The 14521-nt window shown below is 64.5% G+C and carries 9 protein-coding genes, 1 tRNA gene and 1 pseudogene; 8 read left to right on the top strand and 3 right to left on the bottom strand.

Annotated features, from left to right (window positions below; translation table 11 throughout):
• Nucleotide 1 precedes the first annotated feature (1 nt).
• From arsH to M9945_RS10190, 3 genes and pseudogenes are all read left to right on the top strand, one after another.
• Nucleotides 2-757, top strand: coding sequence for an arsenical resistance protein ArsH (gene arsH, locus M9945_RS10200; protein ID WP_209336176.1), 756 nt, complete (start codon nt 2-4; stop codon nt 755-757).
• A pseudogene (locus M9945_RS10195) lies at nt 754-942 on the top strand (FAD-dependent oxidoreductase); the annotation flags it as partial. The gene arsH and the pseudogene M9945_RS10195, both read left to right, overlap by 4 nt.
• Before the next feature lie 206 nt (nt 943-1148).
• Nucleotides 1149-4673: a type I restriction endonuclease gene (locus tag M9945_RS10190; RefSeq protein WP_367944411.1), complete on the top strand. Its 3525-nt coding sequence runs from the start codon at nt 1149-1151 to the stop codon at nt 4671-4673.
• Nucleotides 4674-4951: 278 nt separating this feature from the next.
• Here the strand turns inward: M9945_RS10190 and M9945_RS10185 are convergent.
• Both M9945_RS10185 and M9945_RS10180 read right to left on the bottom strand, forming a co-directional pair.
• Nucleotides 4952-5041: transfer RNA gene (locus M9945_RS10185), tRNA-Ser, on the bottom strand.
• A gap of 67 nt (nt 5042-5108) precedes the next feature.
• Nucleotides 5109-6293: a cystathionine beta-lyase gene (locus M9945_RS10180; RefSeq protein WP_367944410.1), complete on the bottom strand. Its 1185-nt coding sequence runs from the start codon at nt 6291-6293 to the stop codon at nt 5109-5111.
• A 354-nt stretch (nt 6294-6647) separates the two neighbouring features.
• Here M9945_RS10180 and M9945_RS10175 point away from each other — a divergent pair, with 354 nt between their 5' ends.
• From M9945_RS10175 to M9945_RS10160, 4 genes are all read left to right on the top strand, one after another.
• Nucleotides 6648-7676 (top strand): amino acid ABC transporter substrate-binding protein, encoded by a 1029-nt coding sequence (locus M9945_RS10175; RefSeq protein ID WP_367944409.1) that lies wholly within the window; start codon nt 6648-6650, stop codon nt 7674-7676.
• Nucleotides 7677-7789: 113 nt separating this feature from the next.
• Nucleotides 7790-8974 (top strand): amino acid ABC transporter permease, encoded by a 1185-nt coding sequence (locus M9945_RS10170; protein WP_367944408.1) that lies wholly within the window; start codon nt 7790-7792, stop codon nt 8972-8974.
• A gap of 3 nt (nt 8975-8977) precedes the next feature.
• Nucleotides 8978-10138, top strand: a complete 1161-nt coding sequence (locus tag M9945_RS10165; protein WP_367944407.1) for an amino acid ABC transporter permease — start codon at nt 8978-8980, stop codon at nt 10136-10138.
• A gap of 80 nt (nt 10139-10218) precedes the next feature.
• On the top strand, nt 10219-11022 hold the full coding sequence (locus M9945_RS10160) for an amino acid ABC transporter ATP-binding protein (protein ID WP_367944406.1): 804 nt from the start codon (nt 10219-10221) through the stop codon (nt 11020-11022).
• A gap of 236 nt (nt 11023-11258) precedes the next feature.
• On the opposite strand, the gene aspS is transcribed toward M9945_RS10160, so the two are convergent.
• The gene (gene aspS, locus M9945_RS10155) at nt 11259-13049 is read right to left on the bottom strand and encodes an aspartate--tRNA ligase (protein ID WP_367944405.1); all 1791 of its coding nucleotides are present in this window, start codon (nt 13047-13049) and stop codon (nt 11259-11261) included.
• 218 nt (nt 13050-13267) lie between these two features.
• Between aspS and M9945_RS10150 the strand changes: the two genes are divergently transcribed.
• A complete protein-coding gene (locus tag M9945_RS10150; protein WP_367944404.1) occupies nt 13268-14503 on the top strand; it encodes an MFS transporter in 1236 nt (411 codons plus the stop codon).
• The last annotated feature ends 18 nt before the right edge of the window (nt 14504-14521 follow it).

The raw sequence follows: 14521 nt of genomic DNA, 5'->3' as shown, positions 1-14521 counted from the left end.
CATGCGTTTGCGTACCCTGCCTGACCCCGATCACCTGCCGGCTCTCGACAGGCGCTTCGTGCAGGAGCGCCTGGCAATCGAACTTGGCCCGGACGACCACAAGCCGCGCATCCTGATGCTCTACGGATCGCTGCGGCCACGCTCCTATTCCCGGCTGGCGACCGAGGAGGCGGCACGGCTGCTGCGGCTGTTCGGTGCGGAGGTCCGCATCTTCGATCCGTCGGACATGCCGTTCCCCGATCAGATCGCGGGCGACGACCACACCGCGATCCACGAGCTGCGCGAGCACGCGATGTGGTCCGAAGGCATGGTCTGGTGCAGCCCCGAGCGGCACGGCCAGATCACCGGCCTGATGAAGGCGCAGATCGACAACCTGCCGCTCAACATGGGTGGGATGCGCCCGACGCAGGGGCGCACGCTTGCGGTGATGCAGGTGTCGGGCGGCTCGCAGAGCTTCAACGCAGTCAACACGCTGCGCCTTCTGGGTCGCTGGATGCGGATGATCACCATCCCCAACCAGTCGAGCGTGGCCAAGGCGTATGATGAGTTCGACGGATCCGGCCGGATGAAGCCCTCGAGCTACTACGACCGCATCGTAGACGTGATGGAGGAGCTGGTCCGCTTCACCATCCTTACCCGCCCCCATGCAGCGCGTCTTGTTGACCGCTACTCGGAGAGGAAGACCGCAGGAAAGGCCTTGGACCCGGCGGCGGACCTCTCGTCGATTGCCACAGCGTCTCAGAAGCGCTCGGCATGAGCGACCCTGATCATGATGTCGTGGTGATCGGGGGCGGACAGGCCGGGCTCGCGGTCGCCTACTACCTTCGCCGTGCCGGTCTGGATTTCGTGGTGCTGGACGCGGAGGGGCGGCCCGGCGGCGCCTGGCGTCATACATGGGACTCGCTGCGCCTGTTTTCGCCTGCGGGCTACAGCTCGCTGCCCGGCTGGCCCATGCCGTCGAGCCAGACGAAGGGCTTTCCGACAAGGGACGAGGTGGTCGACTACCTGTCCCGCTACGAGCGTCGCTACCGGCAAGCTGGACGTGCGCGATGTCGAGATCACCGCGCCTGCGGACGAGCCGATCGCCGAAGAAGACGACGCGCTGGAGGAGCTGGAGGGAGACGACGCCGAGGTGATGGAGGGGGCCGATGCCGACGAGTAGGCCCTCAATCCCCATCGAAATAAAGCGCGATGTGCTCTTCGAGGCTCGTCATCATTGCGCTGTCTGCTGCACGTCGCTGCCGCTCGAGTATGCGCACGTCATTCCATGGAGCAAGTCGCAAGACCATTCGCTCGAAAACCTCATTGCGCTGTGCGCCAACTGTCACGAGCGGGCGGACAACGAAAAATGGGGCGTGAGCTACCTCAAACGGTACAAGAAGTCACCGTGCATCATTGCACGCGGTGATCCGCCGCCGATGACGGCAGAGCAGAAAATGCTGGTCGATCTGATCGTGGCGCGTGATCCGGATGAGATGAACCAGAAAGAGCGGCAACGCCTGGTGTCAATGGTAGCTGCATATGTAGGTGTTCCATTCGGCCAAATAGGAATTTCATCCGTAACCCAAGCCAACAGCTCTCGAGTGCGTTTAGAAATGCCGTCTGACGCGGCGCGACGCTTGGTTGCTGGTTTCGAGGCCAAAGACCCAATGCTCGAGGCGTTCCTGAGCGAAGCGGGGCTAATTCGGGTCGATGCCGGGCCCTCGGTTCAAGGAGGCCGCGAAATGCGCCAGCACACCGACACAAGCGAAAAGGGCCTCGAAACCCTCATCGTCCGCTCGCTGATCGACGAGGCCGGTTACGTCGCTGGCGCATCGAAGGATTTCGACCGGGACCACGCCATCGACCTGGCCAAGCTGTTCGATTTTCTGAACGCCACGCAGCCAGAGGCCGTCGAAGCCCTCGGCGTCGGGGAAGACGGTCCGAAGCGGCTGCAGTTCCTTCACCGGCTGCAAGGCGAGATCGCCAAGCGCGGTGTCATCGACGTGCTGCGGAACGGAGTAAAGCACGGGCCCGGATCGGTCGAGCTGTTCTTCGGGACGCCGACCCCCGGCAACGCGAAGGCCGAGGAGCTGTTCGCCGCCAACGTGTTCAGCGTCACCCGGCAGCTGCACTATTCCAAGGATGCGACCAAGCTGTCGCTCGACGCTGCGCTGTTCATCAACGGTCTGCCCGTCGCCACCTTCGAGTTGAAGAACAGCCTGACCAAGCAGACGGTCGAGGACGCGATCGAGCAGTACAAGCGCGACCGCGACCCCAAGGAGCTGATGTTCCAGTTCGGCCGCTGCGTCGTCCATTTCGCCGTGGACGACCAGGAGGTACGGATGTGCAGCCACTTGAAGGGCAAGGCGTCCTGGTTCTTGCCCTTCAACATTGGCTGGAATGACGGCGCGGGCAACCCGCCGAACCCGCATGGCTTGAAGACCGATTACCTTTGGAAGCAGGTTCTTACGAAGCGCAACCTCACCGACATCCTGGAAAACTATGCACAGGTGGTCGAGGAAACGGACGAGCGAGGAAAGAAGAAGCCGCCAAAGCAGATTTTCCCGCGCTTTCACCAGCTCGAGGTGGTGCGCAAGCTGCTGGCTGACGCCGAGGCCTCCGGCGCCGGGCGGCGGTACCTGATCCAGCACTCGGCAGGTTCGGGCAAGAGCAACTCGATTGCCTGGCTCGGCCACCAGCTGATCGGGCTGGAGACCGGCGGCAAGCCAACCTTCGACACCGTCATCGTTGTCACCGACAGGCGCAATCTCGACAAACAGATCCGCGACACGATCAAGCAGTTCGCACAGGTATCTTCCATCGTCGGCGCGGTCACGGAAGGTTCGCAGCAGCTGCGGACGTTCCTGCAGCAGGGCAAGAAGATCATCATCACCACGGTGCAGAAGTTCCCGTTCATCCTTGACGAGATCGGGGACGGGCATCGCGGGCGAACCTTCGCCATCATCATCGACGAGGCGCATTCCAGCCAAGGCGGCCGGACCTCGGCAAAGATGAACATCGCGCTTGCCGCAAATGGTGCCGAGGAGGAAGACGAAACCGTCGAGGACACCATCAACCGGCTGATGGAAGCGCGGAAGGTGCTGCCGAATGCGAGCTATTTCGCCTTCACCGCCACGCCCAAGAACAAGACGCTAGAGATTTTCGGCACGGCGGTACCCGAGGGCGGGAAAGTCAGGCACGTCCCCTTCCACAATTATTCGATGAAACAGGCCATCGAAGAGGGCTTCATCCTCGACGTGCTCAAGCACTACACGCCGGTCGAGAGCTACTACCGGCTCATGAAGACGGTGGAGGACGACCCGCAGTTCGACGCCAAGCGGGCGCAAAAGAAGCTCCGGCGCTATGTCGAATCCCATGACCATGCCATCCGCAAGAAGGCAGAGATCATGGTCGACCATTTCCACGACCAGGTGATTGCCCATCGCAAAATCGGCGGGGCCGCGCGCGCCATGGTGGTGACCAGCGGAATTCACCGCGCAATCCAGTATTTTCACGCCTTCGGGGAGTATCTGAAGGAGCGCAAGAGCCCTTACCAAGCCATCGTCGCCTTCTCAGGCGAGCATGATTATGGCGGCCAAAAGATGACCGAGGCGTCGCTCAACGGCTTTCCCAGCAACAAGATCGAGGAGTTGATCCAGACAGACCCGTACCGGTTCCTCATCGTCGCCGACAAGTTCCAGACCGGCTATGACGAGCCGCTGCTGCACACAATGTACGTGGACAAGACGCTGTCCGGCATCAAGGCCGTGCAGACGCTGTCGCGCCTGAACCGGGCGCATCCGCAGAAGCACGACACCTTCGTGCTAGATTTCATGAACGAGATTGATGGCATCAAGGCGTCGTTCGAGGACTATTACCGTACGACGATCCTGAGCGAGGAGACCGACCCGAACAAGCTGCATGACCTGAAAGCGCGGCTTGACGGCTATCAGGTCTATTCGTGGGAGCAGGTGGAGGATCTCGTGGCGCTGTATCTCGGTGGCGCCGACCGGGACAAGCTCGACCCAATCCTCGATGCGTGTGTCGCGGTCTACAAGGCCGATCTCGATGAAGACGGCCAGGTCGACTTCAAGGGCAAGGCAAAGGCTTTCACGCGCACCTACGGATTCCTCGCGGCAATCCTGCCCTATACGAACGCGGATTGGGAGAAGCTCTCGATTTTCCTGAACTTCCTGACGCCGAAATTACCCGCTCCAGAGGAACAGGACCTGTCGAAGGGAATTCTGGAAGCCATCGACATGGACAGCTACCGGGTTGAGGCGCAGGCGACGATGTCGATTGCGCTTCCCGATGCCGACACGGAAATAGGGCCTGTGCCGTTGGGCGGCGGCAGTCGCAAGCCTGAACCGGAGCTCGACCTGCTCAGCAACATTCTGAAGACGTTCAACGAAATGTTCGGCAACATCGACTGGAAGGATGCTGACAAGATCGGGAAGGTGATCGCGGAGGAATTGCCGACCAAGGTTGCAGCAGACAAGGCGTACCAGAACGCGATGAAGAATTCGGACAAGCAGAACGCCCGGATCGAGCACGACAAGGCGCTAGAACGCGCAGTGATTGAGCTGCTCTCCGACCACACGGAGTTGTTCAAGCAGTTCTCCGACAATCCGTCGTTCAAGAAATGGCTGTCCGAAACGATCTTCGCAGCGACATACGCCGATGCATCGTAGCGGCGGGAACCAAAAGTTCGACGTGAGGGGCAATAGGAAGCGAAGGGAACCGGGATCGGAGTCCGCGCTGGTGCGTAATAAAATCGTTCATCGACAGATACTTACAAGCTGTTCACCGGAACGGCGCAGTCAACAGGTCCGGAGAATATCAACCCTGAGAGACCGCTTCCGGGCCTCCTGGCGCCGGGGCCGGTGCTCAGCCCCTCCCGCATAACCCTCGAACACAACGGAAAAATCCGGGCGCACCTGGAACGGGAGAACGCTTTCGCGAGAGCAAGTGGCGGAAGGGGTGGGATTCGAACCCACGGAGACATCGCTGCCTCGGCGGTTTTCAAGACCGCTGCCTTAAACCACTCGGCCACCCTTCCCTTCCGGATGTGCCGTTCCTGTAGAGCGGCGGGGCCGGAGCGTCAACGGGGCCGGGGGCCAGGCGGGTCAGGCCCGCGCAGCGGCGGCGAGGGCCGCTTCGAGGTCGGCCTTGAGGTCGGCCGCGTCCTCGAGGCCGATCTGGAGGCGCATCACCGGGCCCTCATAGGCGCCGGCGCCGACGGTCCTGTCCTCGAGGTTGACGTGGACGGCAAGGCTCTCGTAGCCACCCCACGAATAGCCGAGGCCGAAGATCGACAGCGCATCGAGGAAGGCGTGCGCCCGCTCGCGGCCGCCGCCGGCGAGCACGACGGAGAAGATGCCGCTGGCTCCGGTGAAATCGCGCTTCCACAGCGCATGGCCGGGAAAGCTCTCCAGCGCCGGATGGAGCACGCGGGCGACGCCCGCCTGCCCTTCCAGCCAGCGGGCGATCTCGAGCGCGCCGCGCTGGTGGCGCTCGAGCCGCACGCCCATGGTGCGCAGCCCGCGCAGCACCTGGTAGGAATCGTCCGGCGCGGCGCAGTTGCCGAGCGCCTGATTGGTCGCCGCGAGCTGCTCCCAGCAGCGTTCATTGGCCGAGACCGAGCCGAGCAGCACGTCGGAATGCCCGGCCGGATACTTGGTCAGCGCGTGGATCGAGATGTCGACGCCGTGGTCGAGCGGGCGGAAATAAAGCGGCGTCGCCCAGGTGTTGTCCATCATCACCACGGCGCCCCGCGCATGCGCCGCGCGGGCGATGGCGGGGATGTCCTGGATCTCGAAGGTGTTCGAGGCCGGCGATTCCGTGAACACCACCTTCGTGTCCGGCTTCATCAGCCCGGCAATGCCGGCCCCGACGAGCGGGTCGTAATACTCGACCTCGACCCCCATGCGCGACAGCACCGTGTCGGCGAAGCGCCGGGTCGGGTGATAGACGGAATCGGTGATCAGCACATGGTCGCCCGAGGACAGGAAGGCGAGGAGCGGCAGCGTGACGGCGACGAGGCCGGAGGGCGTCAGCACGGTTCCGGCCGACCCCTCCAGCGCGTCGAGCGCCGTGGTCAGGGCGTCGGTCGTCGGCGTGCCGTGCGTGCCGTACTGGTATTTCTGGTTGCGCGTCGCCATGGTCGCGGCGTCGGGGAACAGCACGGTGGAGGCATGCACCACGGGCGGGTGGATGAAGCCGTGGAACGCGCGCGGGTCGTTCCCGACATGGGCGAGCCGCGTGTCGACGCCGGCGTCCCTGAACTTGTCCTTGAAGATGTCGTTGGCCATCGGATCGCTCCCCGTTTGCGGCCACGAGAAATATCGGCCGCGGTGCCGCGCCGCAACCGCCAGCGCCAAGCAGGGAATGGGACAACACTTGGCCGATGCCGTTCTTATTCCGCGATTGCCGCAAGTTGTGAGGGGATAATGCTTTTCCCGAAAGGGAAACGCGCGCCATTCGCACTTGACCGGGGCTGAAATATCGCTTTCGATAACAATTCGTGAGTGGGAGGTGGAGCGTCTCGCCCCGACCGAAGGCAACGACCCGGTCGGATATCCATGCCGCTTCCACAAAGAACGATTCGGGACTGCGGTTCCGCGCAACAGGGGCAAGGCCCCGATAACAGAAAAGGGTAAGTGGGTATGAAAAAGTTCGTCACGGGAATTCTCGGCTCGGCCGCGCTCGCGCTGGCCGCTTCGGCTGCCTCGGCCGCCACGCTTGACGACGTCAAGGCCAAGGGCTTCCTCCAGTGCGGCGTCAACACCTCGCTGGCCGGCTTCTCGGCCCCCAACGACAAGGGCGAGTGGACGGGCCTCGACGTCGACTTCTGCCGCGCCGTCGCGGCCGCCGTCTTCGGCGACGGCAACGCGGTCAAGTTCACCGGCCTCAGCGCCAAGGACCGCTTCACCGCGCTCCAGTCCGGCGAGGTCGACATCCTGTCGCGCAACACGACCTGGACGGTCAGCCGCGACACCGCGCTCGGCCTCAACTTCGCCGGCGTCACCTACTATGACGGCCAGGGCTTCATGATCAACGCCAAGAAGCTGCCGGGCGTCAATTCCGCGCTGCAGCTCTCCGGCGCCTCGATCTGCGTGCAGGCCGGCACCACCACCGAGCTGAACCTCGCCGACTACTTCAGCGCCAATAACATGGAATACAACCCGGTCGTCTTCGAGAAGTTCGAGGAGGCGAACGCCGCCTACGACGCCGGCCGCTGCGACGCCTACACCACCGACCAGTCGGGCCTCTATGCCGTGCGCCTGCAGATGTCCTCGCCGGACGATCACGTCGTCCTGCCCGAGATCATCTCCAAGGAGCCGCTCGGCCCGTCGGTCCGCCAGGGCGACGACCAGTGGTTCGACATCGTCAAGTGGGCCTATTTCGCGCTGCTGAACGCCGAAGAGGCCGGCATCACCCAGGCCAATGTCGACGAGATGAAGGACAGCTCCAGCCCCGACATCCGCCGCCTGCTCGGCACCGAGTCCGAAACCAAGATCGGCACCGATCTCGGCCTCGCCAACGACTGGGTCGTCAACATCATCAAGGCGACCGGCAATTACGGCGAGATCTTCGAGCGCAATGTCGGCACCGGCAGCCCGCTCAAGATCGCCCGCGGCGTGAACGCGCTGTGGACCAAGGGCGGCCTGCAGTACGGCATGCCGATCCGCTGATCTTCCGGCGGCCGGAGAGGTTTCCCCAGGGTCCTCTCCGGCCCCTCGCCGCCGGCACCGGGTAACACAACAACAACGCCCGCCGGCGCAGACACCAGGTCAAGGGGAGCCATGTGTCACAAAACGTTATCAGAGACGAACCCGCGCGCGTTCCGCTGATTTACAATCCGCAGGTCCGCGGCATCTTCTTTCAGGTCCTGCTCATCGTCCTGCTCGCGCTCGGCGTCTGGTGGATCGTCGACAACACGATCGAGAACCTGCGCCGCTCGAACATCTCCACCGGCTTCGCCTTCCTGCGCGGCCGCGCCGGCTTCGACATCTCCGACCGGCTGATCGACTATACGTCCGACTCGTCCTTCGGGCGCGCGCTCGTCGTCGGCGTGCTCAACACGCTCGTCGTCGCCGCCGCCGGCATCGTCACCGCCACGATCATCGGCTTCATCGTCGGCATCGCGCGGCTGTCGAACAACTGGCTGATCCGCAAGCTGGCGACGGTCTATGTCGAGGTGTTCCGCAACATCCCGCCGCTGCTGGTCATCCTGTTCTGGTATCAGGGCGTCCTCGCGGTCCTGCCCAGCGTGCGCGACAGCCTGTCGCTGCCGTTCGGCTCGTTTCTCAACAATCGCGGCTTCTACTTTCCCCGCTTCGTCTGGGAAGAGGGCTCGAGCCTGATCTTCTGGGCCTTCGTCCTCGCGGTCGCGCTGAGCGTCTTCGTCGCCCGCCGGGCCAAGGCGCGGCAGATGGCGACGGGGCAGCGCTTCCCGGTGTTCTGGACCAGCGTCGCGCTGATCGTCGGCCTGCCGCTCCTGGCCTTCCTGCTGGCGGGAACGCCCGTCTCGGTCGAATATCCCCAGAAGGGAACGTTCAACCTGACCGGCGGCACCAACGTCAAGCCGGAGTTCCTGTCGCTCTATCTCGCGCTGTCGTTCTACACGGCGTCCTTCATCGCCGAGATCGTGCGCGCCGGCATCATGGGCGTGCCGCGCGGCCAGACGGAGGCCTATTCCGCGCTCGGCATCCGGGCCAATGACGGGATGCGCCTCGTCGTCATCCCGCAGGCGATGCGCATCATCATCCCGCCGCTCACCAGCCAGTACCTGAACCTGATGAAGAATTCCTCGCTCGCGGTGGCGATCGGCTATCCCGATCTCTACGCGGTCGGCGGCACCATCCTGAACCAGACGGGACAGGCGATCGAGGTCGTGGTCATCTTCATGGTGGTCTACCTCAGCATCAGCCTCGTCACCTCTCTGTTCATGAACTGGTTCAACACCAAGATGGCGCTGAAGGAGAGGTGATCCATGCAGGGTAAAGACATCTCCTGGGTGCGCTCCGAGTTCACCGCACCCACCCCCGCCCCCCGCTCGCAGGTCGGCTTCAGCGCCTGGCTGCGCAACAACCTGTTCTCGACGCCGGTCAATTCGGCGTTGACCATACTGGCGCTGCTGCTGCTGGCATGGATGGTGCCGCGCATGCTGAACTGGCTGTTCTTCGACGCGGTATGGACCGGAACCGACCGGACCGCCTGCCTGACGACCGAGCAGGGCGGCGAGTTGCCCGCCGGCTGGAGCGGTGCGTGCTGGCCGTTCGTGACCAGCCGGTTCGGCCAGTTCATGTTCGGCCGCTATCCGCTCGACGAGCGCTGGCGCGTGCTGCTCACCGGCGCGATCTTCGTCGCGCTGCTCGTGCCGCTGCTGATCCCGCGCATCCCGTGGAAGCGGCTCAACGCCATCCTGTTCTTCGGGGTGTTCCCGTTCGTCGCCTATTTCCTGCTGGTCGGCGGCTATTTCGGCCTGCGCTACGTCGAGACCTCGCTGTGGGGCGGCCTGCTGGTCACGCTGGTGATCTCCTATGTCGGCATCGTCGTGTCGCTGCCGCTGGGCATCCTGCTGGCGCTGGGGCGGCGCTCCCACATGCCGATCGTCAGGCTCCTGTCGGTGATCTTCATCGAGACGGTGCGCGGCGTGCCGCTGGTCACGATCCTGTTCATGGCGAGCTTCATGCTGCCGCTGTTCGTGCCGCCGGGCATGACCTTCGACAAGCTGCTGCGCGCGCTGATCGGCGTCGCCCTGTTCGCCTCGGCCTACATGGCGGAGGTGGTTCGCGGCGGCCTGCAGGCGATCCCGCGCGGCCAGTACGAGGGCGCGGATTCGCTCGGCCTCGGCTACTGGCAGAAGATGACCTTCATCATCATGCCGCAGGCGCTGAAGCTGGTCATCCCCGGCATCGTCAACACCTTCATCGGCATGTTCAAGGACACCACCCTCGTCCTCATCATCTCGATGTTCGACCTGCTCGGCGTGGTCAAGCAGAACATCTCCGGCGACCCGACCTGGGCGACGCCGCAGACCGCCAAGACCGGCTACATCTTCGCCGCCGCGATCTTCTGGGTGTTCTGCTACGGCATGTCGCGCTACTCGCAATATATGGAACGGCGTCTGGATACGGGGTTGCGACGATGAGCCACCCGATACGGACGACAGGACAACGCTTGAAACACCGGGCTGAAACACCGGGCCGAAGCGCCGGAAGGAACTGAGACATGGCAAGCGAAAACGCAGTCGCGGCAGACGTGCTCGATATCGACCGATCCAGGATGCAGGTTTCCACCACCGACGTCGCTGTCGAGATCATCGGCATGAACAAGTGGTACGGCGATTTCCACGTGCTGCGCGACATCGACCTCAAGGTGATGCGCGGCGAGCGCATCGTCGTGGCCGGTCCCTCCGGCTCGGGCAAGTCGACGATGATCCGCTGCATCAACCGGCTGGAAGAGCACCAGAAGGGCAAGATCATCGTCGAGGGCGTCGAGCTCACCAACGACCTGAAGAAGATCGACGAGGTGCGGCGCGAGGTCGGGATGGTGTTCCAGCACTTCAACCTGTTCCCGCACCTGACGATCCTCGAGAACTGCACGCTGGCGCCGATCTGGGTGCGCAAGGTTCCGAAGAAGGAGGCCGAGGCCACGGCCATGCACTATCTGGAGCGGGTCAAGATCCCCGAGCAGGCCAACAAATATCCGGGCCAGCTTTCCGGCGGCCAGCAGCAGCGCGTCGCCATCGCCCGTTCGCTGTGCATGAAGCCGAAGATCATGCTGTTCGACGAGCCGACCTCGGCGCTCGACCCGGAAATGGTCAAGGAAGTGCTGGAAACCATGGTCGGCCTCGCCGAGGAAGGCATGACGATGATCTGCGTCACCCACGAGATGGGCTTCGCCCGTCAGGTGGCCAACCGGGTCATCTTCATGGATCAGGGCCAGATCGTCGAGCAGAACACCCCGGCCGAGTTCTTCGACAACCCGCAGCACGAGCGCACGAAGCTGTTCCTGAGCCAGATCCTGCACTGAGGAAGGCAGGCGGACTGCCGGCCCTTGCGCGCGGACGGCAACTTCGCCGACGGAGAATGCCGCAAGACGCGTCGTGCAAGCGTCACCGGGGTCCCCTCACCGCCTCGCTGCGCTCGGCACCTCTCCCCAGAGGGGAGAGGAAAATCCAGTCTGGAGAAGCGCCGGCATTGCGGCGGCCTTTCCTCTCCCCTCTGGGGAGAGGTGGCCCGAAGAGCCGGTGAGGGGTAGCGCCGGCCTCAGCCTTCCTTCTTCGGCGGCACCGGCCGCAGATGAAGCTCGCGCAGCTGGGCCGGGCTCGCCTCGTTGGGCGCGCCCATCAGAAGGTCGAACGCCTGCTGGTTCATCGGGAACAGGCTGACCTCGCGCAGGTTCCTGGCGCCGACCAGCAGCATGACGACGCGGTCGACGCCGGCGGCCATGCCGCCATGCGGCGGCGCGCCGTACTGGAAGGCGCGGTAGAGGCCGCCGAACCGCTCCTCGACCGTCGCCCGGTCGAAGCCCGCCACCTCGAACGCCTTGACCATGGTTTCCGGCAGGTGGTTGCGGATGCCGCCCGAGGCGATCTCGAAGCCGTTGCAGACCATGTCGTACTGGAACGCCTTGATCGACAGCGGCTCCTCGCCGGTCAGCGCCTCCATGCCGCCCTGCGGCATCGAGAACGGGTTGTGGCCGAAATCGACCTTCTTCTCGTCCTCGTTCCATTCGTAGAACGGGAAATCGACGATCCAGCACAGCTCGAACCGGTCGCGGTCGACGAGGTCGAGCTCGTCGCCGGCGCGCGTGCGCGCGGCCCCGGCGAAGGGGTAGAACTTCTTCGGGTCGCCGGCGACGAAGAAGCAGGCGTCGCCGTCGGCGAGGCCGAGCTGGGTGCGGATCGCCTCGGTGCGCTCCTCGCCGATGTTCTTGGCGATGGGGCCGGCCCCTTCGAGCCTGTCGCCTTCCTTGCGCCAGAAGATGTAGCCGAGGCCGGGCTGCCCCTCCCCTTGCGCCCAGGAGTTCATCCGGTCGCAGAAGGCGCGGGAGCCGCCGGTCTTCGCCGGAACCGCCCAGACCTCGGCCTTGGGGTCGTTGGCGAGGATGCCCGCGAACACCTTGAAGCCCGACCCGCGAAAGTGCTCCGAGACGTCCTCCATGACGATTGGGTTGCGCAGGTCCGGCTTGTCGGAGCCGTATTTGCGGATCGCCTCGTCATAGGCGATGCGCGGGAAGGATTGCGTGACCGGCTTGCCCTCGGCGAAGGCCTCGAACACGCCGCGCATCACCGGCTCCATGGTCGAAAGGATGTCCTCCTGCTCGACGAAGCTCATCTCGAGGTCGAGCTGGTAGAACTCGCCCGGCAGGCGGTCGGCGCGCGGGTCCTCGTCGCGGAAGCAGGGCGCGATCTGGAAATAGCGGTCGAAGCCGGAGACCATGATCAGCTGCTTGTAGATCTGCGGCGCCTGCGGCAGCGCGTAGAACTTGCCGGGATGGATGCGGCTCGGCACGAGGAAGTCGCGCGCGCCCTCGGGCGACGAGGCAGTGAGGATCGGCGTCGAATATTCGGTGAAGCCGGCCTCGCCCATGCGCCGGCGCATCTCGGCGATGATCTTCGTGCGCGCGACGATGTTCCTGTGCAGCGTGTCGCGGCGCAGGTCGAGGAAGCGGTATTTCAGGCGGATGTCTTCCGGATAGTCCGGCTCGCCGAACACCGGCAGCGGCAGCTCCTTGGCCGCCGACAGCACTTCCATGTCGCGGGCGAAGATCTCGATCTCGCCGGTCGGCAGGCCGGCATTGACGGTCTCGGGCGTGCGCGCCTTGACCTCGCCGTCGACGCGGATCACCCATTCGCCGCGCACGGTCTCAGCCGTCCTGAAGCAGGGCGAATCGGGGTCGGCGACGATCTGGGTGAGGCCGTAATGGTCGCGCAAATCGATGAAGAGCAGGCCGCCATGATCGCGAACGCGATGGACCCAGCCGGACAGGCGAACGGTGGCGCCGACATCGGCCTTCCGGAGCTGGGCGCAGTTATGGCTGCGGTAACGATGCATGGGACGGTCTTTCCGCTTATCTGAAGAGGCTTTCATGGGGTGTTTCCGCCGTCGCGGGCGGCCGCCCCGAATTGCGCCGGAAAAGCGCATGAGAGGCTCGATTTGTCAAGGCAAGGCGGCTATTGCTGGCTGGCCCAGTAGACGCATGCGCCTGTGCGTGGCATCGCCCGCCGCACGTCCGTATGGTGGGCATGCGCCCCTTCCCTCCCGGCGGTGACATGAACGGCCTGAGACCCCTCATCCCGATCCTGACGACAGCCGGCATCGTTCTCGGCGGCAACGGGCTCCAGGGTACGCTGATCGCGCTGCGCGGCGCGCATGAGGGCTTCTCGCCCACCGACATCGGCTTCATGGGAACGGCCTATTTTTCCGGCTTCCTCATCGGCTGCCTCGTCATCGTCAGCATCATGCGCGGCGTCGGCCATATCCGCGCCTTCTCGGCGCTCGCGGCGATCGCGGCCTCGGCGACGCTGGTGATGGCCATCATCATCGACGTGACGCTGTGGACGGCGATGCGCTTCATCTCCGGCTTCTGCTTCGCCGGCCTGTTCACGGTGATGGAAAGCTGGCTCAATTCGGGCGTCTCAAACGACAACCGGGCGCGGGTGCTGTCGCTCTACCGCGTCATCGACATCGGCGCCGTCACCGGGGCGCAGTTCCTCATTCCGGCCATCGGCGCGGAAGGCTTCGCCATCTTCGCGGTGATGGCGATGATGATCGCGCTCTCCCTCGTCCCGGTCTCGCTCGGCGACCGCTCCAACCCGGCCCCGCCGGAAGGCGTCAAGCTCGACCTCAAGCGCGCCTGGGCGATCTCGCCCGTCGCCGCGCTCGGCTGCATCGCCATCGGCGTCACCAACAGCGCCTTCCGCACGCTCTCGCCGGTCTATGCGCAGGACATCGGCTTCGACACCGCCGACGTCGCCACCTTCGTCAGCGTCTCGATCATCGGCGGCGCGCTGATCCAGTATCCGCTCGGCTACGCCTCGGACCGGCATGACCGGCGCACGGTGCTGCTCATCACCACGACGCTGGCGCTCGCCGCCGCGGTCGCGCTCAGCCTGTTCGCCGGCAGCGGGCGGCTGGTCAACTTCGCGCTGGTGTTCGTGTTCGGCTCGTTCGCCATGCCGCTCTATTCGCTGTCGGCGGCGCATGCCAACGACCGCGCGGGCAAGAACGAATATGTCATGATCAACGCGGCGCTGATGCTGTTCTATTCGCTGGGCGCCATCGTCGGGCCGTTCGCCGCGGCGAGCGTCATGCAATGGTTCGGCCCGCAGGCGCTGTTCCAGTTCTCGGCCGCCGTCTATGTCGTGTTCATCGCCCTCATCGTCTGGCGCATGCGGGTGCGCGCGCCGGCCAGCGCCGAGGAGCGCGGGCGCTTCACCGCGCTGTTGCGCACCTCGACGATCTTCGCCCGGCTGGCCCACTGGCGCGGCAACGACAGGAAAAGATGAACCGTAGATGACACGAAT

Source organism: Aquamicrobium sp. (assembly GCF_023954335.1).
Classification (GTDB): domain Bacteria; phylum Pseudomonadota; class Alphaproteobacteria; order Rhizobiales; family Rhizobiaceae; genus Aerobium.
Note: the sequence above shows the minus strand (reverse complement) of the source record. Positions and strands in the feature narration are given on the sequence as shown.